Genomic DNA, 16746 nt, shown 5'->3' with positions numbered 1-16746 from the left:
GCAGGGCACAGGCGGATCGGGCACGGTCAGGTCAGACACGGGCGGGTCGGGCACGGGCAGGTCAGACACCGGCAGGCCGGGCACGGATGGCTCGGGCGCGGACGGGCAGGGCGCAGGCGGATCGGGCGCGGGCAGGTCAGGCACCGGCAGGCCGGGCGCACCCGGCTCCGGCACAGGCAGGCCGGGCTCGGGCGACGGCGGGCGATCGACGTCCGCGGAGAAGGAGGGCGGCGGACCCGGCGACACCCGGAGCCGCGGCAACCGAAGCGGCGGCGATCTGCCGGTGCACGGTACTCCGGGCCGCCCGGCGAAGGACCCCGCGGCGGCCCCGCCGACCGTCGCCGCCGGGATCGCCGTGCCCCGTCTGTCCCTCGCCGAGCTCGCCCCCGCCTGGCAGGAGGCGTCGGACGCGGCTCGGGCGGCCCTCGCGGAACCGGGGTTCGGTCCGGTCGCGGAGTGGTCCCGTATCGGCCCGTACCGTCTGCTGACCGCGCTGCCCCCGGAGACGGCCCACGACCCCGTCGTACGCCCGCTCCTCGCCCCCGCCCACCGCGAACTCGCCCGCACCGCCGAGGTCTACCTGGACTGCGCGGGCCAGGCGGGGCGCACCGCCGCGGAGTTGGGCATCCACCGCCAGACCCTCTACTACCGCCTCTCCCGCGTCGAACAGCTCACCGGCCTGGACCTGGACGACGGCGAGGACAGACTGCTGCTGCACATGGCACTCAAGGCGGCGCGACTCTAGGCGGGTTGCTCCGTCTGCGCGCAGCACCACGGACACCGCCCCACCCTCCGTCACGCGACCGCGACCCGGCACCTGACCCTCCCGGCCGGGGATCCCACGCCCTCCCGCCCCGGACCGTCGATAATTATTGAAAATGATTGTCATCATGCTACGGTCAGCGCACCTCACTCTCTTGACCACCCCTTTGCCCGGAGGGTCCCGTGCGCCTGCCTGCCCGCCATCTGCTCCCCGCCGCCCTGGCGTCCACCCTGCTGCTCACCGGCTGCTTCTCGGGCGCCTCCGCCGGGGGCGACGGCACCGGCAAGCGCGTCCGCGTCGCGATGATGCAGCCCCCGCGCTCCGGCCTGTCGCCCCTGACCGACGACGCGTTCAAGCTGTCGCGCTGGTCGACCGCCGAGACCCTGGTCAAGCTCGACGCGGACGGTGACGCCGAACCCGCCCTCGCCACCGAGTGGCAGCAGTCGGGTCGTACCTGGACCTTCGAGATACGCGACGGCGTCACCTTCCACGACGGCACGAAGCTCGACGCCGAGACGGTCGTACGGTCCCTGACCAGAGCCGCCACCGCCGCCCCCAAGCCCCGCATCCTGGACGGCGTCCAGCTGACGGCGAAGGCCGTGGACGCCGACACCGTCAGCGTGACCACCGCCCACGAGGACCCACTGGTCCCGCAGCGGCTCAGCTCCCCCCAGCTGTCGGTCCTCGCCGCGCGCGCGTACACCGGCAAGACCGTGAACCCGGTCGGCGCCGGCACCGGACCCTTCGAGCTGACGAAGGTGAACGGCACCTCCTCCGCCACCCTCGACCGCTACGACGGCTACTGGGGCGCCAAGGCCAAGTCCCCCGGCATCGACGTGCAGTTCGTACCCGACGGCACCGCCCGCGCGGCCGCCCTGCGCAGCGGCGAGGCCGACATCGTCGAGGCGGTCCCGGTCTCGCAGGCCGCCGTCCTCGACCAGGACCTGATCACCGAGGTCCCCATGCCGCGCACCAACACGCTGTACCTGAACACCGGCAAGGGCGCCTTCAAGGACGCCTCGCTGCGCGCCGCCGCCCGCGAGGCGATCGACGCCGGTGCTCTGGTCGAGGGCGTGTACGAGGGGCGGGCGGACGTCGCCGAGGGGCTGCTCGGGCCGGCGCTGCCCTGGGCCGCCGAACTGCGCTCCCCCGTCCGGCGCGCCGAGGCGGGCGGTCCGCGGGGCGCGGAGATCACCATCGGCACCTACACCGATCGCACCGAGATGCCCGAGGTCGCGGCGGCGCTGCAACAGCAGCTCCAGAAGGCCGGGTTCGAGGTGAAGCTGGACGTCCGCGAGTACGCGAACATCGAATCCGACGCGCTCGCGGGTGAGTTCGACGCGTTCGTCCTCTCCCGCGCCACCGTCCTCGACTCCGGCGACCCGGCCGCCTACCTCTACAGCGACTTCGCCTCCGAGGGCACCTTCAACCTCTCGCACTTCTCCGACCGGGCGGCCGACGCGGCCCTGGAGAAGGCCGCCGACACCCCCGTCGGCGACGCCCGCCGCCGGGCGGTCGTCGCGGCCGAGGCCGCCGTACTCGCCCAGGACGCGGCCGTCCCGCTGCTGCACGAGCGGGTGATCCAGGGTGACGCCGCCGGTGTCGTGGGCGCCGCGCACGACCCGCGCGAGCGGGAGCTGGTCACGGCTAGCACCTACGTCAGGTGAGGCCCACGTCCGCCGGGTCGACCCGGATCCTCGGCCTTGCCGCGGTCGTCGCCGCCGTGGGCCTGCTGCCCTGGCTCTCCCACCGGGACCCCGCGCTCACCGTGCTGCGGGCCCGGTCGGCCGAGCAGGAGGCCACCGAGGAGGCCCTGACCGCGATCCGCGAGGACCTCGGCCTGGACGCCGGTCCCCTTCACCTGCTGGGACGCTGGGCGTCGGACCTGCTGCACGGCGACCTCGGCACCTCCTGGGTGTCGGGCCACGACGTCCTGCCCTCCGTCCTCGCCGGGCTCCAGGTGTCGCTGGCTCTGATGGGCGCGGCGCTCGGCGTGGCGGTGCTGCTGGCCGCCGCGCTGGTGGCGCCGGTGCTCGTACGGGGGCGCGGGTCGGCCGGTGCCTTCGCCGCCATGCTCGCCGCCGTTCCCGAGTTCCTGCTGGCCACCGTCGCCCTGCTGGTGTTCGGGGTGTGGCTCGGATGGCTGCCGACGTCCGGCTGGGCGGGTCCGGCCCATCTGGTGCTGCCCGCCCTCGCCCTCGGCGTGCCCGCGGGCGGGCTGCTCGGACGGCTGGTCGCGGATGCCCTGCCCGCCGTGCTCGACGAACGCTGGGTGGAGCTGTGGCGGGGCGCGGGAGTGCGCCGTACGAGGATCTCGGGGGCCGCCCTCAAGCGCGTACTGCCGCCGCTGGTACCGCAGTTCGGCATGGCCGCTGTCGGTCTCGCGGGCGGCGCGGTGGCCGTGGAGCTGGTGTTCGCGGTGCCCGGCATCGGGCGCACGGCCCTCGGCGCGGCCCGCTCGCAGGACCTGCCGCTGCTCCAGGGCTCGGTGCTGGCCCTGCTGCTCCTCGGCCTGGTCGCGGGAGCCGCGGCGGCGTTCGCCCGGCGCCGCCTGCTGGGCCCGGCGCTGCGCGACGCCGGTCTCACCCTGCCCCCGCCCCGACCGGTCCGTACCCACCCGGGCGTCCCGGCCGCGCTGTTCACGGTCCTGGCCGTGACCGTCGGCTGGGGCCTGCTGCGCGATCCGTACAGCGTGGACACGGCCGTCCGCCTCGCCGCCCCGTCCTGGGCGCATCCGCTCGGCACCGACGCGCTCGGCCGTGACGTGCTCGCCCGGCTCGGGCACGGCGCCGCCTCGACGGTCGGCACGGCGGCCGCGATCTGCCTGACCGGCCTGGTAACGGCCCTCGCTCTGGGCTTCCTGCCCGGCGTCGCGGCGGGCGCCTCGGACATCGCCAACGCCCTGCCGCCGGTGATCGTCGGCATCCTGGTCGCCGCCGCGACCGGCCCCGGCACCGGCGGCGCGGCCCTCGCGGTCGCCCTGATCTCCTGGCCCGCCCTGTCCGCCCACGCGGCGGCCCTCGTGCAGGAGGTACGGGCCTCCGCCTTCCTCACCGCGCAACGGGCCATCGGCGCACCGCCGTGGTGGATCCTGACCCGGCACGTACTGCCCTCGGTGGCCGCCCCGGTGGCCCGTCACGCCCTCCTGCGGCTGCCGGGGATCGCCCTGGCCCTCGCTTCCCTGGGCTTCCTCGGCCTGGGCGCCCAGCCGCCCGCCCCCGAGTGGGGTCTGCTCCTCGACGAGTCCCGGGCCTACGTCGAACGCGCCCCGTGGGCCGCCCTCGCCCCGGCCGTGGCCCTCGCCCTGCTGGCCGGGCTCGCGGTGTCGGGGGCGTCGTACACCCAGGGGCGGGGCTTCCAAGCGCGGGGCTCCCGGGGGCGGGGCTTCGCAAGGACACGTCAGGAGGCCGAAGTTGGAGTCTGAGGTGCTGCTGTCCGTCCGCGACCTGCGGATCGGCTTCCACGGGGTGGAGGCGGTGCGCGGGGTGTCGTTCGACGTCCGGGCGCGCGAGGTGTTCGCGCTGGTGGGCGAGTCGGGCGCGGGCAAGAGTCTGACGGCACGGGCGCTGCTGGGCATGCTGCCGCGGGAGGCCACGGCGACGGGCACGGTCGTCCCCGACCTGTCGGGTGCGCGGGGCCGCCGGATCGCCCTGGTCCCGCAGGACGCCCTGTCGGCCCTGTCCCCCGTCCACCCGGTCGGCGCCCAACTCGCCGCCGCCGTACGGTCGGTGCGCCGCGTGGGCCGCCGTGAGGCACACGCCCTCGCGGTGGCCGCGCTGGACCGGGTGGGCATCGCCGACGCGGCCCGCCGGGCCCGAGCCCACCCCCACGAGTTCTCCGGCGGCATGCGTCAGCGGGTGGTGGTCGCGATGGCCACGATCAACGAGCCGGACATCCTGGTCGCCGACGAGCCCACCACCGCCCTCGACACCGACCACCGAGAGCTGGTGCTCGGGCTTCTTACCGAACAGCGGGAGTCGAGGGGCACGGCACTGGTGCTGGTCACCCACGACATGGACGCGGTACGGCGGCACGCGCACCGGGTGCTGGTGATGTACGCGGGCCGGGCGGTGGAGTCGGGCCCCGCACGCGAGGTCCTCGCGCACCCCCGGGCCCCGTACACCGCGGGCCTGCTCGCGTCCCTGCCGCAGCAGGCCCGGCGGCGCCGGCTCGTCGCCCTGCCCGGCTCGCCCCCGGCCCCGGACGCCCTCCCCCCGGGCTGCGCCTTCGCCCCACGCTGCCGGCTGGCGACGGACGTGTGCCACCAACGGGAACCGCAGCCACGGCCGTTGGACGACCGGCTGGTCGCCTGCCACTACGGGGAGACGACATGAGCACACCCCTTCTCGACGTCCGCGACCTGGTCGTGCGATACGGCACGGCCACCGCCGTGGATCACGTGTCCTTCACCCTGTCGCGCGGCGAGACCCTCGCCCTCGACGGCCCGAGCGGCTGCGGCAAGTCCTCCACCGTCCACGCCGTGCTCCAGCTGCGCCGCCCGGCGAGCGGTGAAGTCCGCTTCGAGGGAAGGGAGCTGACCACCCTGACCGACCGCGCGCTCCGGCCCCTCCGCCCCCGGATGCAGCCGGTGTTCCAGGACCCCTACGGCTCCCTCAACCCCCGCCACCGCATCCGGGACGCGGTCGCGGAACCGCTGCGGATCAAGGGGCGAAGGCCCACGGGCGCCCAGATCGCCGAACTCCTCGACCGGGTCGGCCTGGACCCGTCGTACGGTGACCGCCGCCCGCACGAGCTCTCCGGCGGCCAGTGCCAACGCGTGGGCATAGCACGGGCGTTGGCATGCGAGCCGAGGCTGCTGGTGCTGGACGAGCCGGTGTCGGCGCTGGACCCCTCCGTCCGGGCCGGCATCCTCAACCTGCTCGCCGACCTCCAGGACGAACTGGGCCTCGGGTACCTGTTCGTCTGCCACGACCGGGCCGTCGTACGGCATGTCGCGGACCGGGTGCTGGAGATGCGCGAAGGGCGGATCACGCGCGCGTGGCGGCCTCGATGACCTGCCGCAGGCCCTCGGTGAGCGTGTCCGCGTCAGGGGCGCTCTTCGGGTCGAAGGCCCACTGGCCGATCAGTCCGGTCATCAGCGCCAGATAGAACCGCCCGAGGGTGTCGGCGGTCTCGTCCGTCACCTCCGCCTCCTCCACGCCCATCAGCATGGACACCAGACCACGCCCACCCTCGCGCTGCGCTCGGGCCAACTGGTCCCGGACCTCCGGCAGTTGGTCGCCCATGCCCATGATCTCCAGGCTGAGCCGCCACATCGAGCCGGGCCCCCGCATGGTGTCGACGATGTTCGCCCACACCTCCCGGAAGCGCTCCAGCGAGCCGGGCGCGGTGGTGAACCCGGTACCTCCCTCGAAGGAGAGGTCCTCCACCAGCGCGATGTACGCCTGCCCCAGCAGCGCGTCCTTCGACCCGTAGTGATAGCCGATCGACGCCAGGTTCGTCCCCGACTCCTTGACGATGTCCCGCGCGGTCGTCCGCAGGAACCCCTTCTCCAGCAGGCAGCGCTTGGCGCCTTCGAGCAGATCCTCGCGATGTCCCATGCACCCAGCCTATCTAGACAAGCGATTTATACAAGCGTCATAGACAAGCGTTTAAGACGCCCGTACAGTCACCGGCATGACGAACCCGACTCCCGCCGGTGCTCTGGCCGGCCGCCGCGAATGGACCGCCCTCGGCGTCCTGATGCTTCCGCTGCTCCTGGTCTCGATGGACGTCTCCGTCCTCTACTTCGCGATCCCGGCGATCAGCGCGGACCTGGAACCGAGCGGCACCCAGCAACTGTGGATCTTCGACATCTACGCCTTCGTCCTGGCCGGCCTCCTGATGACGATGGGCTCCCTCGGCGACCGCATCGGCCGCCGCAGGCTGCTGCTGATCGGCGCGGTCGCCTTCGGCACGGCCTCCCTCGCGGCGGCCTACGCGCACAGCGCCGAGATGCTGATCGCGGCCCGCGCGGTGCTCGGCATCGGCGGCGCGACCCTGATGCCGTCGACGATGGCGCTGATCCGCACGATGTTCACCGACTCCGGCCAGCGGGCCAGGGCGATCGGCATGTGGTCCGGCGTGATGACGGCCGGCATCGCGCTCGGCTCGGTGATGAGCGGAGTGCTCGTCGAGTACTTCTGGTGGGGCTCGATCTTCCTGGTCAACCTGCCCGCGATGGCCCTGCTGCTGGTCCTCGGCCCGTTCCTGCTCCCCGAGTCGAAGGACCCCGCCCCCGGCCGCTTCGACTGGCCGAGCGTCCCGCTGTCGATGGCCGCCGTCCTGCCCGTCGTCTACGGTCTGAAGGAGATCCCGTCCGAGGGCTTCGAGGTCCGCTACGTCGTCTCGATCACCGTCGGCCTGCTCTTCGCGGCCCTCTTCGTGCACCGCCAGCGCACCTCGGCCGCGCCGATGATCGACCCGGCGCTGTTCCGCGGCCGCGGCTTCGCCCCGTCCGTGGCGCTCAACCTGATCTCCTCGTTCGCCATGATGGGCTCGGCCTTCTTCACCACGCAGTACCTCCAGTCGGTGCTCGGCAAGAGCGCGCTGGAGGCGGCCCTGTGGGCGCTGCTGCCCTCCGTGCCGATCGGCGCGGCCGCCCCGGCGGCGACGGCACTGGTCCACAAGGGCGTCAACCGGGCCTCCGTCGTCACCGCGGGCTTCGCGACCGGCGCGGCCGGCTACGCGCTGCTGGCCCTCGCGGGCACCGACTCCCTCTGGCTGGTGCTGGTCGCCTGCGCGGTGCTGGCCTGCGGGATCGTCGTGGTCATCTCCCTGATCACGGATCTCGCCCTGAGCAGTGCACCCGTGGAGCGGGCGGGCTCGGCGTCCGCCCTGCTGGAGACCGCCGCGGAGTTCGGCGGCGCCCTCGGAATGGCGCTCCTCGGCTCCGTCGGCACGGCCATCTACCGCCACGACATCCCGGCCACGGCGCCGGACGCGGCCCGCGAGACGCTGGGCGGTGCACTGGTGCTCGCGGACCGGGTGCCGGGTCTGGCCACGGCGGCCCGCGAGGCGTTCACCCACGGAATGCGGGGGGCGGCGATCGTGGGGGCGGTCGTGCTGGTGGGGGCGGCGGGCTTGGCTGCGGTGACGCTGCGGCGCATCCCGGTGCACAGCAAGACGCCGGACGAGCCGAGTTCCCTCAGCCCGTCCGGCGTTTGAGGACGAGGCCCCTTCAGGGCCGAAGCGGGGGCCTGGGGGCGGCAGCCCCCAGAACCCACGGCAACCTCAGACCAGGTTCACCGCACGAGCCGAGGTGGCCCCGATCTCCTCCGCGACCTCGGTCAGCACACCCGCGGGCACGGTGTCGTCCACCGTGAGAACCGCCAGCGCCTCACCACCGGCGACCGCACGCGAGACCTGCATACCGGCGATGTTGATCCCGGCCTCACCGAAGATCCGGCCGACCGTGCCGACGACACCGGGACGGTCCTCGTACTTGAGGACGACCATGTGGTCGGCGAGGGCGAGGTCCACGTCGTACTCGCCGACGGCCACGATCTTCTGGAGGTGCTTCGGTCCGGCCAGCGTGCCGGAGACCGACACCTCCTCGCCGCTGCCGAGCGTGCCGCGCACGGTGACGACGTTGCGGTGGTCGGCCGACTCGGAGCTGGTCGTCAGCCGCACCTCGACACCGCGCTCCTGCGCGAACAGCGGGGCGTTGACGTACGACACCGTCTCGTCGACGACGTCCTCGAAGACACCCTTGAGGGCGCTGAGCTCCAGCACCTTCACGTCGTGCTGGGTGATCTCGCCGTACACCTCGACGTCGAGGCGGACCGCGACCTCACCGGCGAGCGCGGTGAAGATCCGGCCGAGGCGCTCGGCGAGCGGCAGGCCCGGCTTGACGTCCTCGGCGATGACGCCGCCCTGGACGTTCACCGCGTCGGGCACGAGCTCACCGGCGAGGGCGAGCCGCACCGAACGGGCGACGGCGATACCGGCCTTCTCCTGGGCCTCGTCGGTGGAGGCACCGAGGTGCGGGGTGGCGACGACCTGGTCGAACTCGAACAGCGGGGAGTCCGTGCAGGGCTCCTTCGCGTACACGTCGAGACCGGCACCGGCGACCCGGCCCTCCTTGAGGGCGGAGTACAGCGCCTCCTCGTCGACGATCCCGCCACGGGCCGCGTTGACGATCCGCACGCTGGGCTTGACCTTGCGCAGCGCCTCGTCGCCGATGAGGCCGACGGTCTCGGGGGTCTTCGGCAGGTGGACGGTGATGAAGTCGGAGACCTCGAGCAGCTCGTCGAGCGACAGCACCTTGACGCCCATCTGGGCGGCACGGGCGGGCTGGATGTAGGGGTCGTAGGCGACGACCTTCATCCCGAACCCCGACATGCGCTGGGCGACGAGGGCGCCGATGCGGCCCAGACCCACGACACCGAGGGTCTTCTCGGCGAGCTCGACGCCCGTGTACTTGCTGCGCTTCCACTCGCCGTTCTTCAGCGCGGCGTTGGCCTGCGGGATGTGGCGGGCGGTGGCGACGAGGAGACCGCAGGCCAGCTCGGCGGCGGTCACGATGTTCGAGGTGGGGGCGTTGACGACCATCACGCCGGCCTTGGTGGCGGCGGAGACGTCGACGTTGTCCAGGCCGACGCCGGCTCGTGCGACGACCTTCAGCTTGTGCGCGGCGGCGATGGCCTCGGCGTCCACCTTGGTGGCGGAGCGGATCAGGATCGCGTCGACATCGGCGATGGCCGGGAGCAGTTCGGCTCGGTCCGCTCCGTTGCAGTGCCGGATCTCGAAGTCGGGGCCAAGCGCGTCCACGGTCGCGGGCGACAGCTCTTCAGCGATGAGTACGACGGGTTTCGAGCTCACGTGAGTCCTCACAAGTCCATTGCGGACGGCCGTCCCGACGGCCGCAGGCGGTGGAGGGGCTAGCCGCGTGGAAGACGCACGACGTTGTGGGCCTGACGCGTATGTTGTGCGCCAGTGTAGTGGCGCGGCAGAGGTCGTCTTACGCCTCCGCGGAAGGATCACCCGTCCGTGCTGCGACGGGTTGGACAACGGGGCCGGGGCGTGTCCGCTCCGGCCCCGTCACACGAGGCTTACGCCTCCTCGTCGACCCAGCTCATCAGCTTGCGGAGCTGCTTGCCGGTGGTCTCCAGCAGGTGCTCGGAGTCCTGCTTCTTGTACTCGTTGTACTTCTTCAGACCGCCGTGGTACTCGGCCATCCACTCACGGGCGAAGGTGCCGTCCTGGATCTCGGCGAGGACCTTCTTCATCTCGGCCTTGGTGGCGTCCGTGATGATCCGCGGGCCGGTGACGTAGTCGCCCCACTCGGCGGTCTCGGAGATCGACCAGCGCATCTTCTCCAGGCCGCCCTCGTACATGAGGTCGACGATCAGCTTCAGCTCGTGCAGGCACTCGAAGTACGCGATCTCCGGCTGGTAGCCGGCCTCGGTCAGCGTCTCGAAACCGGCCTTGACCAGCGCGGCCGTACCACCGCAGAGAACGGCCTGCTCACCGAACAGGTCGGTCTCGGTCTCCTCGGTGAAGGTCGTCTTGATGACGCCGGCGCGGGTGCCGCCGATGCCCTTGGCGTACGACAGCGCGAGCGCGAAGGCGTTGCCCGACGCGTCCTGCTCGACGGCCGCGATACACGGAACGCCGCGGCCCTCCTCGTACTGGCGACGGACGAGGTGACCCGGGCCCTTCGGGGCGACCATGCAGACGTCGACGTTGGCCGGCGGCTTGATGAAGTCGAAGCGGATGTTCAGGCCGTGGCCGAAGAACAGCGCGTCACCGTCGTTCAGGTTGTCCTTGATGGACTCCTCGTAGACCTGGGCCTGGATCGGGTCCGGGACCAGGATCATGATGACGTCGGCCTCGGCGGCGGCCTCCGACGGCGTCACCACGCGCAGGCCCTGCTCCTCGGCCTTGGCCTTGGACTTGGAGCCCTCGTGCAGACCGACACGCACGTCGACACCCGAGTCACGGAGCGACAGCGCGTGGGCGTGGCCCTGGCTGCCGTAACCGATGACCGCGACCTTGCGGCCCTGGATGATGGACAGGTCGGCGTCGGCGTCGTAGAACAGCTCGGCCACTTTGGGTTCTCTCCTTGAGTGCAGGTGTTGCGTCCCACCGTATGACGGCGGGGTGGGATGAAGTTCCGGGGTCTCGGCATACGGGCGGCCGGAGCCGCCCGTAGCCGGTGTCAGGCGCTGCGGTCGAGGGCGCGCAGCGAGCGGTCCGTGATCGAACGGGCGCCGCGGCCGATCGCGATGGTGCCGGACTGGACCAGCTCCTTGATGCCGAAGGGCTCCAGCATCTTCAGCATCGCGGACAGCTTGTCGCTGGAGCCGGTGGCCTCGATCGTGACGGCCTCCGGGGAGACGTCGACGGTCTTGGCGCGGAACAGCTGGACGATCTCGACGATCTGGGAGCGCGTCTCGTTGTCGGCGCGCACCTTCACCAGAACGAGTTCGCGCTGCACCGCGGAACCCGGCTCAAGTTCGACGATCTTCAGGACGTTGACGAGCTTGTTGAGCTGCTTGGTCACCTGCTCCAGCGGCAGTTCGTCGACCACGCTGACCACGATCGTGATCCGGGAGATCTCGGGGTGCTCGGTGACACCGACCGCGAGCGAGTCGATGTTGAAGCCGCGGCGCGAGAACAGGGCGGCGATCCGGGCCAGGATGCCCGGGGTGTTCTCCACCAGGACGGAGAGCGTGTGCTTGGACATGGTCTGCTTCCTTTACGGCTCTCAGTCGTCTTCGTTGTCGCCGAAGTCGGGGCGGACGTCCCGGGCGGCCATGATCTCGTCGTTGGAGGTGCCGGCGGCGACCATCGGCCACACCATCGCGTCCTCGTGGACGATGAAGTCGACGACGACGGGACGGTCGTTGATGGAGTTCGCCTCCTCGATGACCTTGTCCAGGTCCTCCGGGCGCTCGCAGCGCAGGCCCACGCAGCCCATCGCCTCGGACAGCTTCACGAAGTCCGGCACGCGCGTGCCCTTCGCGTCCGGGTTGATGTCCTCCGGGCCGCTGTGCAGCACGGTGTTGGAGTAGCGCTGGTTGTAGAAGAGGGTCTGCCACTGGCGGACCATCCCGAGAGCGCCGTTGTTGATGATGGCGACCTTGATCGGGATGTTGTTCAGGGCGCAGGTGGTCAGTTCCTGGTTGGTCATCTGGAAGCAGCCGTCGCCGTCGATCGCCCAGACCGTGTTGCCCGGCACGCCGGCCTTGGCGCCCATCGCGGCCGGGACCGCGTAGCCCATGGTTCCGGCGCCGCCGGAGTTCAGCCAGGTGGCCGGCTTCTCGTACTGGATGAAGTGCGCGGACCACATCTGGTGCTGGCCGACGCCCGCCGCGAAGATCGTGCCCTCCGGGGCGAGCTGCCCGATCCGCTCGATGACCTGCTGCGGGGACAACGAGCCGTCGGCGGGCAGGTCGTAGCCGAGCGGGTAGGTCTCGCGCCAGCGGGACAGGTCCTTCCACCAGGCGGTGTAGTCGCCCTGGTGGCCCTCGCTGTGCTCCTTCTGGACGGCCTGGATCAGGTCCGCGATGACCTCGCGGGCGTCCCCGACGATCGGCACGTCGGCGGCGCGGTTCTTGCCGATCTCGGCCGGGTCGATGTCGGCGTGGACGATCTTGGCGTGCGGGGCGAAGCTGTCCAGCTTGCCGGTGACACGGTCGTCGAAACGGGTACCGAGGGCGACGATCAGGTCGGCCTTCTGCAGCGCGGTGACGGCGGTGACCGAACCGTGCATGCCCGGCATTCCCACGTGCAGCGGGTGGCTGTCGGGGAATGCGCCGAGCCCCATCAGGGTGGTGGTGACGGGAGCTCCGGTGAGTTCCGCGAGGACCTTCAGCTCGGCGGTGGCGCCGGCCTTGATGACACCGCCGCCGACGTAGAGGACGGGCCGCTTGGCCTGGGTGATCAGCTTGGCGCCCTCGCGGATCTGCTTGGCGTGCGGCTTGGTCACCGGGCGGTAGCCGGGCAGGTCCATGACGGGCGGCCAGGAGAAGGTCGTCTTCGCCTGGAGCGCGTCCTTGGCGATGTCGACCAGGACCGGTCCCGGACGGCCGGTGGAGGCGATGTGGAAGGCCTGCGCGATGACCCGCGGGATGTCCTCGGCCTTGGTGACGAGGAAGTTGTGCTTGGTGATCGGCATGGTGATGCCGACGATGTCCGCCTCCTGGAAGGCGTCCGTGCCGATCGCCTTGGAGGCCACCTGGCCGGTGATCGCCACGAGCGGCACCGAGTCCATGTGGGCGTCCGCGATCGGGGTGACCAGGTTGGTGGCCCCGGGGCCCGAGGTCGCCATGCAGACCCCGACCTTGCCGGTGGCCTGCGCGTAACCGGTGGCCGCGTGGCCGGCGCCCTGCTCGTGGCGGACCAGGACGTGGCGCACCCGGGTGGAGTCCATCAGCGGGTCGTACGCCGGAAGGATGGCACCGCCGGGAATGCCGAATACCGTCTCGGCGCCGACCTCCTCGAGAGAGCGGATGAGGGACTGCGCGCCCGTGACGTGCTCGGGGGCGGACTGCTGTCCTCCGGATCGGGGCCGCGGCTGCGGATGGGCCCCGGTGGCCTGCTCGGTCATCGTCATTCTCTTCTCGATGCTGAGGGTGTGAAGCTGAGGTGGGGAGGCTGGGCAACAAAAAACCCCTCGTGCCGTAAGGCAAGCGAGGGGAGCGCGCCGGGTGGGGATCGCTGAGCGGTCTGTGGCTCAGCGTCAGCCGACGCGCTTTCCAAGTACGAGAATTCGGGTGCGCATGAGACTGACCCTCCCCCCGGCACGCACTCACTGTCAAGTGGGTGGGACGGGAGTCTCATTATGTGAGCGGAGGGTCGTCCCACCACCGAGTACGGCCGTCATGCTTCCGGTGTACACCCCGGCCCCGCCTCCGGCGAAGGCGGGCTCCGCCGGGCCGTGCGGCACCGGGTAGTGCCCCGCGGCCAGTGCTCTGCGCAGCCGGTACTCGTCCAGCGGACCCGAGAACGCCATGCCCTGACCGTGGGTGCAGCCCATCGCCCGCAGCGCCACGACCTGTTCGGGCAGGTCCACTCCGTCGGCCACGGACTGCAGCCCGAGGTCCCCGGCGATCCTGAGCAGCCCGCTGGTGATCTTGTGCAGGCGGGCGGACTCCACGACCCCCTCGACCAGACTGCGGTCGAGCTTGAGCACATCGACGGGGAGTCTGCGCAGTGCGGTGATCGCCGCGTAACCGCTGCCGAAGCCGTCCAGGGCGATCCGGACGCCGACACGCCGGATCGCGGTCAGCCGGCGCTCCAGCTCGTCCAGCGAGACCCGGGGGTCGGCGTCGGAGAGCTCGATGACCAGGGAGCCGGACGGCAGTCCGTGCCGGGTCAGCAGGGCCTCGACGGACCCCAGGGGCAACGAGCGGTCCAGCAGCCGCTGGGCGCTCATCCGGACCGCCACGGGCACGGTGAGCCCGCTCGCGGCCCGTTCGGCCGCCTGCTCCAGGGCCTCCTCCAGGATCCAGCGGCCCAGCTCCTGCGTCCTGTCGCTGTCCTCGGCCACCCGCAGGAACTCGGCGGGCGTGAACAGCACGCCCTGCGAGGACCGCCAGCGCGCCTGGGCGCAGACCGACGCGATCCGGCCGTCCTCCAGGCAGACGACGGGCTGGTGCAGCAGGGCGAACTCGCCGTCGTGCAGCGCGGCACGCAGGCGCGTGGCCAGCTCCGCCTTGCGTACGACGTCCTGCTGCATCTGGGGCACGTACAGCTCGACGCGGCCCTTGCCGCCCGCCTTGGCGCGGTACATCGCGAGGTCCGCGTTGCGCAGGATCTCGCCCGCTCCCAGGCCGGGCTCGGCGAAGGCGACCCCGATGGAGGCGGCGACGCGGACATCGTTGCCGTCGATGAGGTAGGGCTGCGAGAGCGTGACCCTGAGGCGGTCGGCGAGCTCCAGGATGTTGCCCTCGCGCGCGGTGCGGTCGCGGGTGCCGTCGCCGACGATCAGCGCGGCGAACTCGTCCCCGCCGAGCCGGGAGGCGGTGTCGCCGTACCGGACCGCGTCCTGCAGTCTGCGGGCGGCCTGGACGAGCAGCTCGTCCCCGGCCTGGTGGCCGATGGTGTCGTTGACCGCCTTGAAGCCGTCCAGGTCGATGAAGAGGACGGCCGTGCCGCGGTCGGAGGAACGGCGGCCGGACAGGGCCTGCTGGACGCGCCGCGTGAACAGGGCGCGGTTGGGCAGGTCGGTCAGCGGGTCGTGCTCGGCGTTGTGCTGGAGCTGCGCCTGCAGGCGCACTCTCTCCGTCACGTCCCGGCTGTTGAAGATGAGGCCGCCCTGGTGGCGGTTGACGGTGGACTCGACGTTGAGCCAGCCGCCGTCGCCGGACCGGAAGCGGCACTCGATGCGGGTGGTGGGTTCTTCGAGGGGGTTGGCGGCGAGGAAGCGCCGCACCTCGTGCACCACGCAGCCCAGGTCCTCCGGGTGGATCAGACCGGCCAGTTCCGTGCCCACGAGTTCCTCGGCGGGGCGGCCGTAGACACCTGCTGCGGCCGGGGAGACGTAGCGCAGGATGCCGTTGGGCGCGGCGATCATGATGACGTCGCTGGAGCCCTGAACCAGGGAGCGGAAGTGGTTCTCCTTCTGGGCGAGTTCCTGGGTGAGGGTGATGTTGTCGAGCAGCATGATGCCCTGGCGCACCACGAGGGCGAGCACGACGGTGCCGCCGGTGAGCAGCACCACCCGGTCCACGCTGCGGCCGTTGAGGACGTTGTAGAGGATCCCCAGGGTGCAGACCGCGGCGGCGAGGTACGGCGTCAGGGCGGCCAGCGACCCGGTGATGGGCCGGGTGACCGGATACCGGCCGTGGTCGCCGCCCTGGGCCCCCTGCGCGGACGGGTGGTGCTGGATCCCGAAGCGCTGTCTGGGCAGGTGCTCGCGCACCACGCGTGTGTGCCCGGCCGGCCGCTGCCGGTCGCTCTCGGGGCGCCGGGGCGCGGCCCAGGGGGCGTAGGCGAGGAGCAGGGACCCGGCGAACCAGCCGGCGTCCAGCAACTGGCCGGAGCGGTAGCTGTTGTGCAGCAGCGGCGAGGTGAACAGGGCGTCGCACATCACGGTCAGGGCGAGCGCGCCGATCGCGGTGTTCACCGCGGTGCGGTTGACCGCCGAGCGCCGGAAGTGCAGGGCCAGGACCATGCTGACGAGGGCGATGTCCAGCAGCGGGTACGCCAGGGACAGCGCGGTGTGCGCGACGCTCGGCCCTTCGGACTTCGCCGCCTGGGCCAGGGCGAGGCTCCACGAGAGCGTGAGCAGCGAGCCGCCGATCAGCCAGGCGTCGAGGCCGAGGCAGACCCAGCCCGCCTTCGTCACCGGCCGCTTGGCGAGGACCAGCAGACCCACGATGGCGGGCGGCGCGAAGCAGAGGAAGAACAGGTCGGCGTAGCTGGGGTTGGGCACGTCCCGGCCCAGGACGACCTCGTACCACCCCCAGATCAGGTTGCCGAGCGAGGCCATCGTCGAGGACAGCGCGAAGAGCAGCCAGGCGGGTCGAAAGCGGACCCTGCGGTCACGGGCGTAGACGAAGCACGACACGGCGGCGGTGGCCGCCGCGGCGCTCAGCCCGAAATCGCCCATGACCAGGGCCACTTCGTGCGAGCCCCAGCCGAGCGCGGAACCGATGGCGTAGCACGCGCACACCAGGGCGAGGAGGAGTTGGTGGACCAGACTCGACCCGCCGCGGGAGGCCGGCGGCCGGGAGGGCAGCGCCCCCCTCGTCGGCCGGACCCGCAGCGCTCCGTCGAGGGTGGTGGCGGGAGACGGGGGCGAGCTCACCGGGTCCTCCCGGTCCGCGCCGCTCCGGGGTCCCGGGGGTCCGGGTGCGCCGGGTGCGCATGCCTCCTGCGGCTGTTGTGCCTGCGGTGATGGCTGTGGTGACCGCCGTGACCGGCGTGGTGGCCGCGTCTGCGCGCGGCCGTGTGCCAGGGTCGGAGCCGGCGGCCCCGCCGCGTCGGATCGTTGGTCCATAGGCCGTGCATCGCCCGTCGCCCCCCTCACA

The 16746-nt window shown here is 72.0% G+C and carries 11 protein-coding genes and 1 pseudogene; 6 read left to right on the top strand and 6 right to left on the bottom strand.

All coding sequences use genetic code 11. The features are described from left to right. Positions 1-337: 337 nt before the first annotated feature. The 5 genes and pseudogenes from M2163_RS33570 to M2163_RS33550 all read left to right on the top strand — a co-directional run. Positions 338-745 (top strand): annotated as a pseudogene (locus tag M2163_RS33570) (helix-turn-helix domain-containing protein); the annotation flags it as partial. 200 nt (positions 746-945) lie between these two features. Continuing rightward, positions 946-2430 (top strand): ABC transporter substrate-binding protein, encoded by a 1485-nt coding sequence (locus M2163_RS33565; RefSeq protein ID WP_280895825.1) that lies wholly within the window; start codon positions 946-948, stop codon positions 2428-2430. Next, complete coding sequence (locus tag M2163_RS33560) at positions 2427-4187, top strand: ABC transporter permease subunit (RefSeq protein ID WP_280895824.1); 1761 nt, start codon at positions 2427-2429, stop codon at positions 4185-4187. The genes M2163_RS33565 and M2163_RS33560 overlap by 4 nt, the downstream gene beginning before the upstream one ends. After that, positions 4177-5097 (top strand): ABC transporter ATP-binding protein, encoded by a 921-nt coding sequence (locus tag M2163_RS33555; protein ID WP_280849146.1) that lies wholly within the window; start codon positions 4177-4179, stop codon positions 5095-5097. The genes M2163_RS33560 and M2163_RS33555 overlap by 11 nt, the downstream gene beginning before the upstream one ends. After that, complete coding sequence (locus M2163_RS33550) at positions 5094-5777, top strand: dipeptide/oligopeptide/nickel ABC transporter ATP-binding protein (RefSeq protein WP_280849147.1); 684 nt, start codon at positions 5094-5096, stop codon at positions 5775-5777. The genes M2163_RS33555 and M2163_RS33550 overlap by 4 nt, the downstream gene beginning before the upstream one ends. Here M2163_RS33550 and M2163_RS33545 read toward each other — a convergent pair. Then, complete coding sequence (locus M2163_RS33545; protein WP_280849148.1) at positions 5752-6324, bottom strand: TetR/AcrR family transcriptional regulator; 573 nt, start codon at positions 6322-6324, stop codon at positions 5752-5754. The genes M2163_RS33550 and M2163_RS33545 overlap by 26 nt on opposite strands. A 76-nt stretch (positions 6325-6400) precedes the next feature. On the opposite strand from M2163_RS33545, the gene M2163_RS33540 reads away from it, so the two are divergent. Next, positions 6401-7930: an MFS transporter gene (locus tag M2163_RS33540; RefSeq protein WP_280895823.1), complete on the top strand. Its 1530-nt coding sequence runs from the start codon at positions 6401-6403 to the stop codon at positions 7928-7930. A gap of 66 nt (positions 7931-7996) precedes the next feature. Here the strand turns inward: M2163_RS33540 and serA are convergent, their stop codons facing one another. The 5 genes from serA to M2163_RS33515 form a co-directional block, all read right to left on the bottom strand. Further along, complete coding sequence (gene serA, locus M2163_RS33535; RefSeq protein ID WP_123763262.1) at positions 7997-9586, bottom strand: phosphoglycerate dehydrogenase; 1590 nt, start codon at positions 9584-9586, stop codon at positions 7997-7999. A 230-nt stretch (positions 9587-9816) separates the two neighbouring features. Then, complete coding sequence (ilvC, locus tag M2163_RS33530) at positions 9817-10815, bottom strand: ketol-acid reductoisomerase (RefSeq protein WP_125191973.1); 999 nt, start codon at positions 10813-10815, stop codon at positions 9817-9819. Positions 10816-10925: 110 nt separating this feature from the next. Beyond that, positions 10926-11453: an acetolactate synthase small subunit gene (gene ilvN / locus M2163_RS33525; protein ID WP_037712203.1), complete on the bottom strand. Its 528-nt coding sequence runs from the start codon at positions 11451-11453 to the stop codon at positions 10926-10928. A gap of 21 nt (positions 11454-11474) precedes the next feature. Next, a complete protein-coding gene (locus tag M2163_RS33520; protein ID WP_280895822.1) occupies positions 11475-13319 on the bottom strand; it encodes an acetolactate synthase large subunit in 1845 nt (614 codons plus the stop codon). A gap of 207 nt (positions 13320-13526) precedes the next feature. Next, entirely contained in the window at positions 13527-16523 is a 2997-nt protein-coding gene (locus tag M2163_RS33515) for an EAL domain-containing protein (RefSeq protein ID WP_280849151.1), read from the bottom strand. Between the last annotated feature and the right edge of the window lie 223 nt (positions 16524-16746).

The organism is Streptomyces sp. SAI-135, from assembly GCF_029893805.1.
Lineage (GTDB): Bacteria > Actinomycetota > Actinomycetes > Streptomycetales > Streptomycetaceae > Streptomyces.
This window is presented reverse-complemented; position numbering and strand designations above follow the sequence as displayed.